Source organism: Sphingomonas glacialis, assembly GCF_006439055.1.
GTDB lineage: Bacteria > Pseudomonadota > Alphaproteobacteria > Sphingomonadales > Sphingomonadaceae > Sphingomonas > Sphingomonas glacialis_A.
In genome coordinates this window covers 478,671-495,817 of the sequence record NZ_RCZC01000003.1, presented here as the reverse complement: position 1 = coordinate 495,817, position 17,147 = coordinate 478,671, and the positions used below count along the sequence as shown (strand labels likewise).

General features: G+C 65.5%; 13 protein-coding genes. 4 read left to right on the top strand and 9 right to left on the bottom strand.

The window, feature by feature from the left end; genetic code table 11:
- Positions 1 to 41: 41 nt before the first annotated feature.
- Together EAH76_RS14120 and EAH76_RS14115 are read right to left on the bottom strand one after the other, a co-directional pair.
- Positions 42 to 1,295: an MFS transporter gene (locus EAH76_RS14120; protein ID WP_140850900.1), complete on the bottom strand. Its 1,254-nt coding sequence runs from the start codon at positions 1,293 to 1,295 to the stop codon at positions 42 to 44.
- Entirely contained in the window at positions 1,295 to 2,305 is a 1,011-nt protein-coding gene (locus EAH76_RS14115; RefSeq protein ID WP_140850899.1) for a LacI family DNA-binding transcriptional regulator, read from the bottom strand. Before EAH76_RS14115 ends, EAH76_RS14120 begins: the two co-directional genes overlap by 1 nt.
- Positions 2,306 to 2,669: 364 nt before the next feature.
- Here EAH76_RS14115 and EAH76_RS14110 point away from each other — a divergent pair, with 364 nt between their 5' ends.
- From EAH76_RS14110 to EAH76_RS14095, 4 genes are all read left to right on the top strand, one after another.
- Entirely contained in the window at positions 2,670 to 5,870 is a 3,201-nt protein-coding gene (locus EAH76_RS14110) for a TonB-dependent receptor (protein ID WP_140850898.1), read from the top strand.
- 114 nt (positions 5,871 to 5,984) lie between these two features.
- Positions 5,985 to 6,725, top strand: a complete 741-nt coding sequence (locus EAH76_RS14105; RefSeq protein ID WP_140850897.1) for a SapC family protein — start codon at positions 5,985 to 5,987, stop codon at positions 6,723 to 6,725.
- A complete protein-coding gene (locus EAH76_RS14100; protein WP_140850896.1) occupies positions 6,722 to 7,702 on the top strand; it encodes a cupin-like domain-containing protein in 981 nt (326 codons plus the stop codon). Before EAH76_RS14105 ends, EAH76_RS14100 begins: the two co-directional genes overlap by 4 nt.
- Positions 7,699 to 9,192 carry a tryptophan halogenase family protein gene (locus EAH76_RS14095; RefSeq protein WP_140850895.1) on the top strand — a complete coding sequence of 498 codons (1,494 nt, stop codon included), beginning with the start codon at positions 7,699 to 7,701 and terminating at the stop codon, positions 9,190 to 9,192. The genes EAH76_RS14100 and EAH76_RS14095 overlap by 4 nt, the downstream gene beginning before the upstream one ends.
- Before the next feature lie 27 nt (positions 9,193 to 9,219).
- Here the strand turns inward: EAH76_RS14095 and EAH76_RS14090 are convergent, their stop codons facing one another.
- The 7 genes from EAH76_RS14090 to EAH76_RS14060 all read right to left on the bottom strand — a co-directional run bounded on the left by EAH76_RS14090 (position 9,220) and on the right by EAH76_RS14060 (position 16,849).
- Positions 9,220 to 10,005: an SDR family NAD(P)-dependent oxidoreductase gene (locus EAH76_RS14090; protein ID WP_140850894.1), complete on the bottom strand. Its 786-nt coding sequence runs from the start codon at positions 10,003 to 10,005 to the stop codon at positions 9,220 to 9,222.
- A 131-nt stretch (positions 10,006 to 10,136) separates the two neighbouring features.
- Positions 10,137 to 11,318, bottom strand: a complete 1,182-nt coding sequence (locus EAH76_RS14085) for a zinc-dependent alcohol dehydrogenase (protein ID WP_140850893.1) — start codon at positions 11,316 to 11,318, stop codon at positions 10,137 to 10,139.
- A complete protein-coding gene (locus tag EAH76_RS14080) occupies positions 11,318 to 11,911 on the bottom strand; it encodes an SRPBCC family protein (RefSeq protein ID WP_140850892.1) in 594 nt (197 codons plus the stop codon). Before EAH76_RS14080 ends, EAH76_RS14085 begins: the two co-directional genes overlap by 1 nt.
- A gap of 158 nt (positions 11,912 to 12,069) precedes the next feature.
- The gene (locus EAH76_RS14075) at positions 12,070 to 14,430 is read right to left on the bottom strand and encodes a GH92 family glycosyl hydrolase (protein WP_140850891.1); all 2,361 of its coding nucleotides are present in this window, start codon (positions 14,428 to 14,430) and stop codon (positions 12,070 to 12,072) included.
- A gap of 106 nt (positions 14,431 to 14,536) precedes the next feature.
- The gene (locus EAH76_RS14070) at positions 14,537 to 15,151 is read right to left on the bottom strand and encodes a glutathione S-transferase (protein WP_140850890.1); all 615 of its coding nucleotides are present in this window, start codon (positions 15,149 to 15,151) and stop codon (positions 14,537 to 14,539) included.
- A complete protein-coding gene (locus EAH76_RS14065) occupies positions 15,148 to 15,528 on the bottom strand; it encodes a reverse transcriptase-like protein (RefSeq protein WP_140850889.1) in 381 nt (126 codons plus the stop codon). Before EAH76_RS14065 ends, EAH76_RS14070 begins: the two co-directional genes overlap by 4 nt.
- Positions 15,529 to 15,541: 13 nt before the next feature.
- Positions 15,542 to 16,849, bottom strand: coding sequence for an Hsp70 family protein (locus tag EAH76_RS14060; RefSeq protein WP_140850888.1), 1,308 nt, complete (start codon positions 16,847 to 16,849; stop codon positions 15,542 to 15,544).
- Between the last annotated feature and the right edge of the window lie 298 nt (positions 16,850 to 17,147).

Here is a 17,147-nt window from a genome sequence, read left to right as displayed (position 1 = left end):
TCATTCCGTTGCGTCGCATTGACAACGTTGACATCATCCTGTCAACCCGCGGCCCGTTCGGCTTCGGGGCCGAGCGGCGGGTAGAATACCGCTGCTAGCATGGTCAGCGCCGCGACCAGGGCGATCGCCACGAGCAGCGCGCCATCGGGCAGATACAGCGCGATCGCAATCGCCTGCGGGGCAATCGCCTGCGCGAGTTTGCGCGCGATCGTGGCCATCGCATAGACCCGGACGGCATAGCCGCCCTCGACATCCTCGCGCTCGCACGCGGCGACGGTTGCGGGCACGAGCGACCAGAACATCACCGACATCCCCTGCCCGGCGACGATCGCCAGCGTGATGCAGACCAATGCCGGGGCGACCCCGCGCCCGGCCAGCGCCAGCACGACCATCGCCAGCAAGGCGACCGCGGCGATCCGCAGCGTATCGACCTGCCCCGCACGCAGCGCGAGCCGCGCCCATAACGGCGCAGTCAGCAACAGCGACAAAGCCGGCACCAGCGCGACATAATAACCCAGGCGCCGCGCGTTGATCTGGTCGAACAGGAACAGCAGCGACTTGTTGATCAGCGTCATCGTCAGGCCGACTAGCAGGATCGTCACCATCAGGCGCCGCAAGGCCGTCGAGCGGACGAGCAACGCCGCCATCGCGGCGATCGCGCCGCCGAGCCGACGCGTCGACGCCGCGCGCGGCACGACGCGCTCGGTCGTGCCGAAGCTCGTCGCGAAGAAGGCCGGCATGGCAAGGCCGGCAAGGATCAGCGCCCCCAGCCGGAAATCGGCGCCGCCGCTCCGGTCCGCCGGGAGCAGTGCATAGGTCAGCGCGGCGATCAGGCCGCCGAGCGCCGCGCCCTGCATCCGCGCGCCGGTCAACCGCAGATGATCGGCCGGATCGGGCGAAAGCCGGGCGGTCAGCGCGCCATAGGGGATATTGCCCAGCCCATAGGCGAAGCGCAGCGCGAGATAGGTGACGAGCGCATAGCCCGGCACCCACGCGGCAGGCACCGGCGGCGGCGCGAAGGCAAGGCATAGCAGCAGCACCGAGAGCGGCCCGCCGATCGACACCCAGGCGCGCAGCGGAACGCGTGGAGCCAGCCGATCCGCCACCGCCCCGATCAGTGGATCGGTCAGCCAATCGACCGCCGCCCCCGCAAGGAAGATCCCCGACGCCACCGCCGGCGCAATGCCGAGCCCGCGGATATAGTAGAACAGCAGGTACAGCTCGATCGACTGCCACACGAAATTGAAGCCGAGGTCGCCGAGGCCGTAATACCACGCTTCGAAGCGGCGCATCATCAGGCGCGCGGGGGTGCGGTGGATTCGCGGACGATCAGCGTGTGCGGGTGGACGATCCGCGCGACCGGCGCGCGATCCTCGAGCTGGGCGATCACCATCTCGGTCGCCGCCACCGCCATTTCGAACACCGGCTGACGCACCGTCGTCAGCCGCGGCCAGGTGATCCGCGACACTTCCGAATCGTCGAACCCGACGACCGACAGATCGCCCGGGATCGACAGCCCGAATTCGCGCGCCGCCATCATCGCGCCGACCGCCATGTCGTCATTCTGCGCGAGGATCGCGGTCGGCCGGTCGGCCCGCGCGAAGATGTGGCGCGCCGCCGCCAAACCGCTGTCGAAGGTGAACAGCCCCGGCTCGATCCGGTCGAACTTGAGCTCGAGCCCGGCCTGGTGGAACGCCTGGGTGTAGCCGAGCATCCGCGCCTCGCTCGACGGATGCGTCGCATCGCCGCGGATGATCGCGATGTCGCGGTGACCAAGCCCGATGACATAAGCGGCGATCTCGCGCGCGGCGGCGACATCGTCGACCAGGTTGCTCGGCGCGGCGTCGATCATCCGCGTCGGCGCGATCCGCGCGCAATAAATCCGCGCCTCGTGCAGCTGCTTGAGGATCAAGGGATGGTCCGACGCCGGCGGCGCGAGCACGACGCCGTCGAGCGCCGCCGAGCGCAGCAGCCCGACGACTTCGCTGGCATTCTCCTGCACCGAACGGATCGGGATCACCACCAGCCGGTAGCGCTCGTTGGTCAGCCGTTCGAGTACGCCGCGCTGGAGTTCGACGACATAGCTCGGACTGGGATTTTCATAGACCAGCCCGATCATGTTCGATTTGCGCCGCACCAGCGCCTGCGCAAAGACGTTGGGATGGTAATCGAGCGTGTCGGCGGCGGCACGGACGCGCTGTTGCACCGCGGCGCTGACATGCGGCTCGCCATTGAGGACGCGCGACACCGTCTTGGCGGACACGCCGGCGAGCCGCCCGACATCGACAATCGTTGTTCGCTTCATGCCGCCCCGACCCAGAATGGAATGAATAGACCAGATCAGTCGCCCGGACGCTAGGGGGCCTGACCACGTTGACAGGTTCGAAGGGTTCCTAAATCCGAGTTTTGACCCTGTATCGCCTCGTTGGCGCGCCCCTACAAATGTGTCTCCTATGCCGCATCGCGTCATAATCTACTTTAAGATTTAGCTTTTTTTACCCGCCTTTCGCAAGATTTACCAAATTCGTGAAAATTGATGAGCATATGTGAGAATGCGAATCATCTTGACAACGTAGGACAAAAGAATAGCGCTATCACGGTCGGTCTAACAGGGGGTCGGCTTCGTATCCGAGCGGCCAGATAAGGCCGCAGACAACAGGGAGGGGTCCATGAAGGCCAATCAACAAGCGTCGGCCTATGTTTGGTCGGCTTCGCTCATCGCGCTTGCCGCAGGGCTCACGCTGCCGCACGCCGCACAGGCGCAGACGGCGCCGGTGCCCGCAGAGCAAGGCACGCCGCAAGCCGATACCGCCCCGGGCGCTCCCGGTCTCGAAAAGGGCGCCACCGCTACCAATGCGGTTCCCGAGACGACCAGCGCCGACGACATCGTCGTCACCGGCGTGCGCGCCTCACTCGAGCGCTCGATCGCGATCAAGCGCAACTCGACCGGCATCGTCGATGCCATCTCGGCCGAGGATATCGGCAAGTTCCCCGACACCAATCTGGCGGAATCGCTCCAGCGCATCACCGGCGTGTCGATCGACCGCGTCAACGGTCAGGGCGCGCAGGTCACCGTCCGCGGCTTCGGCCCGAGCTTCAACCTCGTCACCTTGAACGGCCGCACGCTCGCGTCATCCTACGCCCAGACCGTCGGCGGCGACGAAAGCGCCGACGGCACCGTCGGCGTGACGCGCTCGTTCGATTTCTCGAACCTCGCATCCGAAGGCGTCAAGACGCTCGAAGTCTACAAGACCGGCCGCGCGGCGGTGCCCTCGGGCGGGATCGGCGCGACGATCAACGTCGTCACGCGCCGTCCGCTCGATTCGAAGACGTCGGGCTTCAACGGCAGCCTCGGCGGCAAGCTCAACTACGACACCAGCGCGAGCGACTGCGTCGATTGCGGATCGGTGGTGACGCCCGAATTCACCGGCCTCGCAAGCTGGTCGAACCCCGACCAGACCTTCGGCGTGTCGCTGTTCGGCAGCTATCAGCAGCGCCATTTCTCGACCGTGTCGGCCACGTCGAACGCGTGGAATATCAGAACGCTGTCGGACTTCCTCGACCCGAGCAACGGCTTCGTCAACGCGGCGACCAAGATCAACAACAAGCCGTCCAACCCCAACCAGTTGGTGTCGGTCCCCAATGACAGCCGCTATCACTTCTCCGACGACAAATATGAGCGGCTCAACGGCCAGGCGATCGTCCAGTTTAAGCCGACCGACGCGCTGACGATCACTGCCGATGCGCTCTATGCGCGCACGCTGCAGAGCGAGCAGCGCTCGGATGAATCGAACTGGTTCAACCGGCCGTTCGACGTCGTCACCTTCGACAGCAACCCCGCCGTCGCGACGACGACCTATCTCCACGAGACGATCGCGGGGGTGAAGGACACCGGCTTCGAGCAGCAGGCGCGCGCGCAGAAGAACCAGCTCGAGGATTACGGCCTCAATGCGAAATGGGACATCGCCCCCAATCTGACGCTGTCGATCGACGGGCATTACGGCAAATCGTCGGTGCTGCCGAACAACCCCAACGGTACCAGCTCGACGCTGGTCGGTCTGGGCGCGACCGTCATCTCCTCGCACTCGGTCGATTATTCGGGCGACATCCCGGTCCAGGATATCGTCGTCAACGATTCCGCGCTGCCCGGCGGCAACCATAACGGCATTCTCGATGTCAACGATGTCGGCTCGTCGATCGCGCGCACCTACACCACCAGCCAGAAGCAGAAAGTCAAGGAAATCCGCGCCGATCTCGGCTGGGATCTGGGCGGCGGCAGCCGGTTCGATTTCGGCGGGCTGTACCGCGACACCGACACCAACCAGCAGCTGATCTCGACGCAGCAGACGCTGGGCAATTGGAGCGTCGATTTCCCCGGCGACGTCCAGAAAATCGCGCCGGGCGTGCTCCAGCAATTCTGCCTGCTATGCAAGTTCAGCAGCTATGATCCCAAGGCGAGCGGCGCGAACCTGATCGCCTTCCGCGGCGATACGCTGGCGCTCTACAACGCGCTGTCGCCGGCCTATGCCAAGTCGGGCAACGCGATTTCGATCACTGCCAACCAGAACAACACCGTCAAGGAAACGGTCTATGCCGGCTATGCGCAGGTAACCTGGAAGGGCACGATCGCCGGGCATGAGGCGAGCCTCGTCGCTGGCGGCCGCTACGAGCATACCAAGGACGAGGCGATCTCGCTCCAGGCGGTGCCCAACGCGATCAGCTGGGTCGCCGACAACGATTTCACGATCAGCGTTGGCTCGACCCCGCAGACGCTCGTCGGGCGGGGATCGTATGACAACATCCTGCCGTCGTTCGATTTCCAGGTCGAACTCAAGCGCAATTTGATCGGCCGCTTCTCGGCGAGCCGGACGATCGCGCGGCCGAACTACGACAACCTCTTTGCCTCGACGAGCGTCTTCGCGCCCGGCCGCCCGACCGCGATCGGCGGCGTCGCCACCGCCAATACCGGCAACACCGATCTGGCACCGCTTATCTCGGACAATATCGATCTTTCGTTCGAATATTATTTCAAACCCGACAGCTATGTCTCGGCAGGCTTCTTCGACAAGCGCGTCCACAATTTCATCGGCACCGGCCTGTCGAACGGGACGCTGTTCGGCCTGCGCGACCCGACTTCGGGCACGGCGGGCACGCTGTCGGGGACGGCCAAGGCCGCGCTCAGCGCGCTCGGCGCCGATATCAGCGACGTCAATCTCTTCACCTATTCGGCCCTGCTGCAACGCGACGGCGCCGCCGCCGCCGCATCGCAATTCAACGCGCATTACAGCGCGGTGACCAAGACCGTCGACCAGGCGTTCGTCAACCAGATCCTCTCGGCGATCGACATCAACGGCACGTCGAGCGATCCGCTCTACAATTTCTCGATCTCGCGCCCGATCAACAACAAGGATGCCGAAATCTACGGCTTCGAGCTCGCCGGGCAGTATTTCTTCGGCCGCACCGGAATCGGTGTCTCGGCGAGCTTTACCTATGTGAAGGGCGATGTCGGGTTCAACAATGGCGGCGACCCGAACACCGACCAGTTCGCGCTGACCGGCCTTTCCAACACCGCCAACGCCACGCTGATCTACGACAAGAACGGCATCTCGGCACGGCTGAGCTACAATTGGCGCGACAAGTTCCTCTCGTCGCTCAATCGCGATAGCTACAAGAACCCGGTCTATACCAAGCCGTTCGGCCAGCTCGACATGAACATCAGCTATGATCTCAACAAGCAGATCGCGCTGTCGTTCGAGGCGATCAATCTGACCAATTCGAGCCTGCGCACCTATGGCCGCTCGGAAAACAATGTCTGGTTCGCGCAGGAGCTGCAACGCCGCTTCCTGTTCGGCGCGCGCTACCGCTTCTAGCGCGTTAGGCCTGGCCGGGCGATGCTTTGGGGGAAGCATCGCCCGGACAGTGCGCACTCTAAAGACCCTCGCGCCTTGCTTGGCGCTCACCCGATCGGCGATTACGACCTCTGCATGACCAACACCGTTCTCCTCGACACGATCGCGCACGCCGATCTGCGCGTTGCGATCGGCCATGCCGCCGAATTTGGCGATGCGGTCAACCAGACCGTCGTCTTCCCGACCGAATTCGACGCGGCGCAGCGCGACTATCCGATCCTGTTCCGCCGCGACGCGGAGGGCGCCTTCTACGCCGTCGCGCTGCTCGGGCTCGACCGCGACGAGAACCTCTTCCTCGATGCGACCGGCTGGCACGCGCGCCATATCCCCGCGCTGCACCAGCGCGGGCCGTTCCTGATCGGCATGGTCGATCGTGACGTCGATGGCACCATCCAGCGCGAACCGATGCTCCACATCGATCTCGATCATCCGCGGGTCGGCGCGCCCGACGGCCAGCCGATCTTCCTGCCGCATGGCGGCCAGTCGCCCTATCTCGACCATGTCGTCACGGTGCTGCGCCTCGTCCATGACGGGCTTGCGCAGCGCGCGCCGATGTTCGCCGCGTTCGAGCAGGCCGACCTGATCGAGCCGATCACGCTCGACGTCGCGCTCGATGCCGAGACGCACTATACCATTCCCGATTGCTTCACGATCGCCCCCGAGCGGCTGGCGAAGCTCGATGCCGCGGCGCTGGATGCGCTGCACCGCTCGGGATTCCTCGCGCACGCCTTCCGCATCGTCTCCTCGCTCGGCAATGTGGCGCACCTCATCGACCTCAAGAACCGCAAGCGGCGCGCGGCGACGGGCACGGCATGACGAGGACGCTCGATCCCGCCCTGCTCATCGCGCGGCAACGCCCGGTGGTGGTGCGCGGGCTGGTGCGCGACTGGCCGATCGTGCGTGCCGGGCGCGACGGGCCCGCCGCCGCCGCCGCCTATCTCAAGCGCTTCTACCGCAGTGCGCCCGTCGTCGGCTATACTGGCGACCCGACGATCGGCGGCCGTTTCTTCTACGACGCGAGCGGCACAGCGATGAACTTCACCGCGACGCGCGTCGCGCTCGATGCCTATCTCGACCGCATCCTCGCCACGCTTGACGCGTTCGATGCACCGGCCCGCTATGTCGGCTCGACCGATCTCGACACCTATCTCCCGGGCTTCCGCGCCGAGAACGATCTCGCCGCCGATTTCGACGGCGCGACGCCACTGGCGAGCATCTGGATCGGCAACCGCACCACGGCAGCCACGCATTTCGACATGTCGAACAACATCGCATGCTGCGTCGTCGGCCGCCGCCGCTTCACGCTGTTCCCGCCCGAGCAGATCGCCAATCTCTATCCGGGGCCGCTCGAACCGACGCCGGGCGGCCAGGTCGTCAGCATGGTCGATCCGCGCGCACCCGATTTCGCGCGCTATCCGCGCTTCGCCGAAGCGCTCGCCAGCGCCGAGGTGATCGAGCTCGAGCCGGGCGACGTGCTCGTCTACCCGGCCTTGTGGTGGCACAATGTCGAGGCGCTCGACGGCTTCAACGTGCTCGTCAATTATTGGTGGAACATGGCGCCGCGGTTCATGGACAGCCCGATGAACACCGTGCTGCACGGCCTGCTCAGCCTGCGCGACCGGCCCGACAGCGAGAAGCAGGCGTGGCGCGCGCTGTTCGACTATTACGTGTTCGGCCCCGCGGAGCGGCCGGCGGAGCATTTGCCCGAGCCGATGCGCGGCGCGCTCGCCCCGCTGACTGATCTCTCCGCGCGGCGGCTGCGCGCGCAGCTCGTGCAGAGGCTCAATCGATGACGGCAGCGCCCTCGCCCGACCAAGTGATCAAGCGCGTCGTCGTCGCGGGCGGCGGGACGGCGGGATGGATCGCGGCGGCGGCGCTGGCGAAACATCTCGGGCCGCTGCTCGAGATCGTTTTGGTCGAATCCGACGAGATCGGCACGGTCGGCGTTGGCGAGGCGACGATCCCGACGATCCGCACCTTCCACCGCTTGCTAGAGTTAGACGAGCGCGAGTTCCTGCGCGCGACGCAAGCCACCTTCAAACTCGGCATCGCGTTCGAGAATTGGGCGCAGGACGGCGACCGCTACATCCACTCGTTCGGGCGCGTCGGCCAGTCGATCTGGATGGGCGACTTCCAGCATATGTGGCTGCGCGGCCGGGCAGCGGGGATCGCCGACGAGCTCGGCGCCTATTGCTTCGAACTCGCCGCCGCCGAGGCGGGCAAGTTCGCCACCGCCGACGATGCCAAGATCAACTATGCCTATCATTTCGATGCCGGGCTCTACGCGCGCTACCTCCGCGCGTTCAGCGAGGCGCGCGGCGTCACGCGGATCGAGGGCAAGATCAGCAGCGTCGTCCAGAATGCCGAGACCGGGTTCATCGAGGCGATCGAGCTCGACGACGGGCGCCGCGTCGAGGGCGACCTTTTCGTCGACTGCACGGGCTTCCGAGGCCTGCTGATCGAGCAGACGCTCAGGGCCGGCTATGAGGATTGGAGCCACTGGCTGCCGACCAACCGCGCGCTCGCGGTGCAGACCAAGGCGGTCGCGCCCGCCCGCCCCTATACGCGCGCGATCGCGCATGAAGCGGGCTGGCAATGGCAGATCCCGCTCCAGCACCGCGTCGGCAATGGCCTGGTCTATTGCAGCGACCACCTGTCGGACGACGCCGCGCGCGAAAAACTGCTCGCCCAGGTCGACGGCGAGACGATCACCGAGCCGCGGCTGATCCGCTATGTCACCGGGCGCCGCAAACGCGTGTGGGACAAGAATTGCGTCGCGCTCGGGCTCGCCAGCGGCTTCGTCGAACCGCTCGAATCGACCAGCATCCATCTGATCATGATCGGCATCACGCGGCTGATCCAATCCTTCCCCTTCGCCGGGATGAAGGAGTCGGTCGTGCGGCGCTACAATGATCTCGCGGAAACCGAACTCGAGCGGGTGCGCGACTTCATCATCCTGCATTATCATCTGAACGAACGGCCCGAGCCGTTCTGGCAGCGCTGCGCGACGATGGAGATTCCCGATACGCTCGCGCAGCGGATCGCGCTGTTCCGCGAGTCCGCACTCACGCCGCAGACCGCCGACGATCTGTTCCAGGCGGACTCGTGGCTCCAGGTGATGCTCGGCCAGCGGCTCGAGCCAACGGACTATCACCATATGGGCCATGTGCTGAGCGACGCGCATCTCGCGCGCGCCTTCGCCGATCTCAAGGGCAACATCGCGGGCGCCGTCGGCCGGATGCCGACGCACCAGGCGTTCCTCGACGGTTATTGCGCGCGCTGAGCGCAATAACCGTCGAAGCCAGCGGGCTTATTGGTCGGCGGTACCGGGCTCGGCCATCTTGCGATGCTGTTCGGCGAGCATCGACGGCGGCACGACACCGGTCATCGCGACCTGCACCTTGTTCTTCCAGCCCGAGACGATCGTGGTCTTGCCCGCCATGACCGCGTCCCAGCCATCCTTGGCGACATCGGCGGGGTCGCTCTTGTTCGGGTTCACCCCGACCGAAGTGTCCATCATGTCGGCGCGGTCGAAGAATTCGGTCTCGACCGGCCCCGGCATCAGCGTGGTCAGCGTGACGCCCTTCGACTCCTTGATCTCGTTGCGCAGCGCCTCGGTGAAGCTGTCGATGAACGCCTTCGAGCCATTATACACCGCCTGGAACGCGCCCGGGATGTACCCCGCGATCGAGCCCGTCACGAGCACCTTGCCGTCGTCGCGCGAGACCATCGCCGGCAGCGTCTTCTGCAGCAGGTACAGCGTGCCGGTGATGTTGGTGTCGATCACATGCCGCCAGTCCGCGACGCTCTGGTCGAGAAAGCCGTGGCCAAGACCATGGCCGGCATTGGCGCAGAGCAGATCGATCTGGCGGCTGCCCGCAGCGGACAGGAGCTGATCGACGCCATCGGTGGTCGACAGATCGGCTTCGAGCGCCTGGACGTCGGTGCCGAACTGCTTGATGTCGGCCGCGGCGTCGTTGATCAGCGCCTCGTCGGCGACGAGCAGCAGATCGTAGCCGTCCTTCGCGGCGAGCGAGGCGAGTTCGAAGCCGATGCCCGTCGAGGCGCCAGTGATGATCGCGAATTTGGTGGCCATAGGGAAAGTCCTCTCATTCTCCCCTCCCTGGAAGGGAGGGTTGGGGGTGGGTTGGTCTAGGGAGAGGGCTGACCCAGATAACGGGCCGACCCACCCCCGGCCCCTCCCTTCCAGGGAGGGGAGGAAGAAGGTCAGATGGTCTGGCCGGGCTTCAAGACGACCTTGGTGACTTCGTTCTGATTGTCGTGGAACATCTTGTAACCCTTCGGCGCGTCCTCGAGCCCGAGCCGGTGCGAGATCAGGAAGGTCGTATCGACCTTCTCCTCCAGGATCGCCGCGAGCAGCCCCGGCAGGTAATGCTGGACATGCGTCTGCCCGGTCTTGAGCGTCAGCCCCTTCTCCATGAAGGCGCCGAGCGGGAACTTGTCGACGAAGCCGCCATAGACCGCCGGCATCGAAACGCGTCCGCCCTTGCGGCAGGCATAGATCGCCTGGCGGATCGAGTGGATCCGATCGGTACCAAGGAAGGTCGACTTCTTGATCTGGTCGATCACATTGTCGACGAAGAAGCCGTGTGCCTCAAGCCCGACCGAGTCGATCACCGCATCGGGGCCGATCCCGCCGGTCATCTCCATCAGCGCGTCATAGACCGACGAATCCTCGAAATTGATCGTCTCGGCGCCGAACTTCTTGGCGAGCTCCAAACGGTGCGGGAAATGGTCGATCGCGATGACGCGCTCGGCGCCCATCAGGAAGGCCGACTGCACCGCGAACAGCCCGACCGGTCCGCAGCCCCACACCGCGACGGTGTCGCCGGGCTCGATCTCGGCATATTCCGCCGCCTGCCAGCCGGTCGGCAGGATGTCCGAGAGGAACAGCACCTTCTCGTCGTCGATTCCCTCGGGAATGACGATCGGCCCGAAATCGCTGAACGGCACGCGAACATATTCCGCCTGGCCGCCAGCATAGCCGCCGGTCATGTGGCTATAGCCGAACAGCCCCGACATCGGCTGGCCGTACAGCGTCTGCGCGATGTCCTGATTGTCGGCGGGCAGACCGTTGTCGCACGCCGAATATTGATGCTTGCCGCAATGGTAGCAGCTGCCGCACGCGATGGTGAACGGCACGACGACCTTCTGGCCCTTCTTCAACGTCGATTTGGCGCCGGTTTCGACCACTTCGCCCATGAATTCATGGCCGAGAATGTCGCCCGACTGCATCGTCGGAATGAAGCCGTCATAGAGGTGGAGGTCCGAGCCGCAGATCGCGGTCGCGGTCACCTTGATGATGCAGTCGCGCGGGTTGATGATCTCGGGGTCGGGAACGGTGTCCATGCGGACGTCGTGGCGGCCATGCCAGGCAAGTGCGCGCATTACTTATGGTCCTCTTCGAACTGGGCGCGGGTCGAGGCCGCGGTGGCGACTTCGCCGGTTTCCATCAGTTGCTTGAAACGGCGCAGGTCGCGCCGCGCCTGGATCGCGGGTTCGCGCTGGAACAGCTTGGCGATCAGCTTGCCGACGACACCGCCGGGCGGATCGTAGAGCAGCGTCGCAGTGACGACGGTGCCGCGCGCACCCGCGTCGCGGAATTCGATCCGGCCGCTATTGGCGATGTCGGCGCCGGGCTCGGAGGCCCAGACGAAATACTCGCCCTCGACCTCGTCGGTGATCGTCGAGTCCCACTCGACCGTCCGGCCGGCCGGCGCCTTCACCACCCAGTGCGACCGCGTCGCATCCTGCACATCGACCCGTTCGATATTGTCCATGAAGTTCGGCAGATTGGCGAAGTCGCGGAAATAGGCATAAAGCTCGGCACGCGGGCGATTGATCGTCACCGCGCGACCGACGAGCGCGTCGCCACGCGCTTCGACCAGACCGTCGGTCGCGGCATCGACCGCGGCGGAGGAATGCTTCGAGGCGGTCAGCGGAGCGTCGTCACCCGCCGTCTTGGATTGGGTATCGGCCATGCCGTTTCTCCGATGCTGCGAACCCTCGCTCAATCATCGGACCGGCTTTCCGTTCCCCTATTGTTTCCCTGGCGGAACAACCTTTATGCAAAATTGATCGAAGTTAAGTCTCTGCAAATCAACTTCAAATCAGGTGAGCAGCACAGGAGCGGGAGCGCTCAGCGGCGCACGGTCACCGCATACGGCGTGATCGAATAGGGCCGCGCCGCGGCCGCATTTCCCCATGCCGTATTGGGCTTCGCCGCCATCGTGAAGCGCAGCACGCCCCCCGCGACGATCTCGTCATGCCGGACGAAAGAGCGATCGAGCGCCGCGCCATTCAGCGTCACGCTGCCGACATAGCGATTGGTCGCGGAAAGCCCCGGCGCCTCGATCGCGAAGCGCTTGCCGTTCGGCAGATGCAGCACGATCCGATCGGCGAACGGCCGCCCGATCACATATTCCCCGCTCCCCGGCGCGACCGGATAGAAGCCCATCGCCGTGAACAGCAGCCACGCCGACATCTGCCCGAGATCGTCGTTGCCCGCCAAGCCGTCGGGGGTCGGTTTGTACTGGCTCGCGACGATCTGCGCGAGTCGCTCCTGCGTCCGCCACGGCGCGCCGGCATACGCATAGAGATAGGCGACGTGGTGGCTCGGCTCGTTGCCATGGATGTACTGGCCGATCAGCCCGGCAATGTCCTCGGCATGGCTGTAGTCGATCTTGGAATTGTCGTAATCGAACATCGCGTCGAGCTTCTTGACGGTCGCCGCATCGCCGCCGAGCGCGCGGATCAGGCCGCCTTCGTCCTGCGGCATGAACCACGAATATTGCCACGCATTCCCCTCGGTATAGTCGCTGCCGTAATTGATCGCGGTCGGGTCGAACGGCACGCGGAAGCTACCATCGGCTTTCCGCGCACGGACGAAGCCGGTCTGCGGATCGAAGCTGTTGCGCCAGTTGAGCGCGCGCTTGTCGAAGCGATCGGCGATTGCCGTCCGCCCCATGGCGCGCGCCATGCGGGCGATGCTCCAGTCGTCATAGGCATATTCGACCGTCTTCGACGCCGCCTCGGGCTCGCGGTCGATCGGGACATAGCTGAGCGTCTTGTAATCGCCGATCCCGCCATAGAGCGCGTAATCGGCGCTCGCGACCATCGCGTCGAGCGCGGCTTCGGCATCGAAGCCCTTGATGCCCTTGAGATACGCATCGGCGATCACCGGCGCGGCGTGATAGCCGATCATCGTCCAGGTCTCGCGGCCCTGAAACTGCCATACCGGCAGGATGCCGAACGGGCTCGCCTTGATGCTGGCGACGAGCGAATTGACGAAATCGGCGTTGCGCTGCGCGGGCTGGATCAGCGTCAGCAGCGGATGCTCGGCGCGGAACGTGTCCCACAGCGAAAAGGTCGAATGGACGGTGAAGCCCTTCGCCAGATGAACCTGATCGTCGGGCCCGCGATAGCGACCGTCGGCATCGCCGAACACGCTCGGCGCCATCAGGCTGTGATAGAGCGCGGTATAGAGCGTCTTGCGCATCGCCGGCGCCGCGTCGATCTCGACCGCGCCGAGCGCGCTGTCCCAGGCCGTCCTGGTCGCCGCGCGGATCTGGTCGAAGCTGCCGCTTTCACTGGCGAGGTTGGCGAGCGCGCCGGCCTCGTCCACACCCGACACCGCGACATGGACTTCGAGCGGCTTGGCGAGCGTGCCGAAATCGAGCCGCGCGACCAGCGCCTGCCCCGCGATCTGCGCCACGCCCGGATCGCCGCGCCCTGGCCCCTTGAAGCCCTTATAGGCGATCGCCGTCTCGGTGTTGCGGAAGGCATGACCGGTGAGCGGCGCCGAGAAGCGCATCGCGAAGAACAGCTTGCGCGCCGGCGCCCAGCCGCGCGTCTCACGCGCGCCGGTGATCGTGCCATCGGGCAGCATGCGCAGCGACGACCACAGGATCTTGCCGGGATAATTGTAGATGCTCGAGCGCAGATCGACGATCAGATGCGCGGGCTTGTCGGTCGGGAAGGTGTAGCGATGCACGCCGACCCGCGTCCCCGCGGTCAGCTCGGCGCGAACGCCCGGATCGCTCAGCGTGACCGCATAATAGCCCGGCGTCGCGCGCTCGCTCGCATGGCTGAAGCGCGAACGATAGCCCGAGCCCGGCGTGTCGGCGTCACCCGGTTCGAGCGCAACCGCGGCATCGGCGCCGACCGCGGGCATGACGAGCACGTCGCCCAGATCCGAATGCCCCGCGCCCGAGAAATGCGTGTGGCTGAACCCGGTGATGCTGGTGTCGGTATAGCGATAGCCCGCCGCCCATTTATAGCAGTCGCGGATCTTGCACTCGGTATTGGTGTCCGGGCTCAGCTGCACCATCCCGAACGGAGCGACCGCGCCGGGGAAGGTATGCCCCTCGCCACCGGTGCCGATCATCGGGTCGACCGACTCATAGCCACCGACTCCGCTGGCGGTTTGGGCGCTGACGGCCCCCGCCGGACCGGACAGGAGCGCAACCATAACCAGGCGGGTAAGACCGGAACGCTGCATGCCACCTCCTGCGACGACACCGTGCGCCGATACCCGACACCTCTAGCCGATCCCCTTGGAAACGCGATAGGTTCGCACTGCTGCGCGCCGCCCCGGCGGCGCGGTATCACCAGCCGACCGGCACGTCGCCGGGCACCCAGCGTTCGAGGCGCTGCATCGCGCGGTCGAACAGCGGGGATGCGACCAGCGCCGCAAGCCACGCCTGGACGTGCGCGATCGGCTGCGTCTCGAACCAGCCGCGATCGACCGCAGCGAATTGGCGGACGAACGGCATGATCGCCATATCGCTGAGCGTGCGTTCCGCCCCGCTCAGATAGCGCGTCGCAACCAGTCGTTTCTCGAGCATTTCGAGCAGCGCGAGCCCGGCGTCGCGATGCGCGATCGCATCGACGCCGTAGCGCTCGGTATATTTGTAGCGGTCGAGATGGTGTTTGAAGTCCGTATCGAAGCGCGCGACCAGCGCCGCGTCATACCCATCCAGCCACCGCTCGAGATCGTTCCGCGCGAGCGCCCAAAGCATGATCTCGAGGCTCTCGTCGATCACAGTGCCGTTGGTGAGCACGAGCACCGGCACCGTCGCCTTGGGCGATGCCGCAAGCATCGCCGCCGGCTTGTCGCGCAGCACGATCTCGCGAATCTCGAAGCGTGTGTCGCTCGCCAGCAACGCCAGCCGCGCCCGCATCGCATACGGGCAGCGGCGGAAGCTGTAGAGCAGCGTCACCGCGCCCGCGCACGCTCCAGCGCGATCCCGGCGAGGTTCTGCGTGCGTTTGATGTAGCGCAGATTGGGCATGGCGCCGTCAGCGAAGAGCGCGCGGAACGCCGCCAGATGCGGCACGCTGTCGCCGCGACATTTGGTGCGGCCGTTCGCCATGTCGATCACCGCCACCGAATCGCCGAGCAGCACGAAGTCGGTCAGCCCGAGCGCCTGCGCGCCCTTCAGCGCGGCGATCAGCGCGAGCCATTCCGAATCCATGCTCGAGCCTATGCCGGCGTCGAGCTCGGCATGCGCCACCCCGGCGATGACATAGGCATATTCCATCTTGCCCGGATTGGGCCGGCAGCCGCCGTCGAAATAGACTTTTACCCGGTCGCTCATCGTAGAATCCTTTTCATGCCGCCCACGCGGCGAGATCGTCCTGCTGACCGATCAAGGCGAGCCCGTGCGCGATCGAGGTCAGTTCACCGCCCGTCGCGATTCGCTCCGCGCCGAAGCGCTCGTCGAACAGGCGGCGAATGCGCGGGGTGAGCGAGGTGCCGCCGGTCAGGAAGACGCGATCGATCGCGCTCGCCGGGGTTGCGGCCGTCGAAAGCGCGCGGTCGACCGCATCGCCGATCCGCGCGATATCGGGCGCGATCCACGTCTCGAAATCGGCGCGCGTGACATCGGCCTCGACCGTCAGCCCCGCGCCGGCGAAGTGGAAATGCGCGTCCTCGCTGCTCGACAACGCGCGCTTCACCTGTCCGACCGCGTCGTACAATTGATAGCCGAGCTCCTGCTCGATCACCGCGATCATCCGCGTGATCGCCTCCGGGTCGATCGCGTTGCGGCGCAATTTGTCGAGCTCGGCCAGCGTGCGGCGGTTGCGCATCAGCGCGAGCCGCGACCAGTCGCTGAAATCGTTGAAATAGCCGCCGGGAATATCGAGCACCTTGCCCATCGAGCGATACGACCCGCCCTTGCCGAGCAGCGGCATGACGAGATGATCGACGATCCGATAGTCGAAGCGGTCGCCCGCAATCCCGACGCCCGCCGCGCCGAGCGGCGTACAGCGCCGCGCCGCGCCGGGTGCCGCGATGTGGACCACCGAGAAATCGCTCGTCCCGCCGCCGAAATCGGCGACCAGGATCGTCGCCGGGTCGCTGATCCGCGACGCATAGCTGAACGCCGCGCCGATCGGCTCATAGACATAATGGATCTCGGCACCGAGGCCGGCGAACATCGCGTCATAGCGTTCGCGCGCGAGCGTCTCGTTCGGGCGACTGCCCGCGAACTCGACCGGCCGCCCAACCACGACGCGCGCCGCCTGCCCGTCGAGCGCCCCGCCGGCGCGTGCGGCAAGCTTGGCGAGGAACAGCTGGCCGAGTTCCTCGAAGCGCAAGCGGCGTTCGAACACGTTGGCGAATTCGAAGCTCGCGCTCGCCACCACCGACTTGAACGATTGCAGGAAACGGCTGTCCTGCGGGAATTCGAGATATTCGCGGATCGCCCATGGCCCGGCATCGGCCGCCAGCCCCTTGGGAACGCCGACCTGAACGCCATCGTCTTCCCAAAAGCACAAGGCCGAGCGGAAGACGGGATCGCTGGCTTCGGGGCCATCGAGCGCGACGAGCTCGGCGACGCCGCCGTGCGATAGCGCGACCACCGAATTGGTGGTGCCGAAGTCGAGGCCGATGGCGGTGGGGGATGATGGGGTCATGACGCGACGCGCTCTAGTCGCAAAGGCGGAGCGGCGCAAAACCCACGCGACCGGCGCGACTCGCACGCGACATCGGCGCACGCTGTGTGACAAGTTAGTCGCACTCGCACAAATACCACCACCCCAACGCGACAAAACAGATGCGAATGCTGCCGCCAAGCGCTCCCGTAACGATCCGGACGACGCTCCATGTCCCGCGCCTGGCGCGCTAAGTGGTGTAGACCGCTTATTTATGACGCGAAAATGACGCCATGGTAATCCAGCGGTTACAGCGAACGTAACATTCCTGACCCAATCC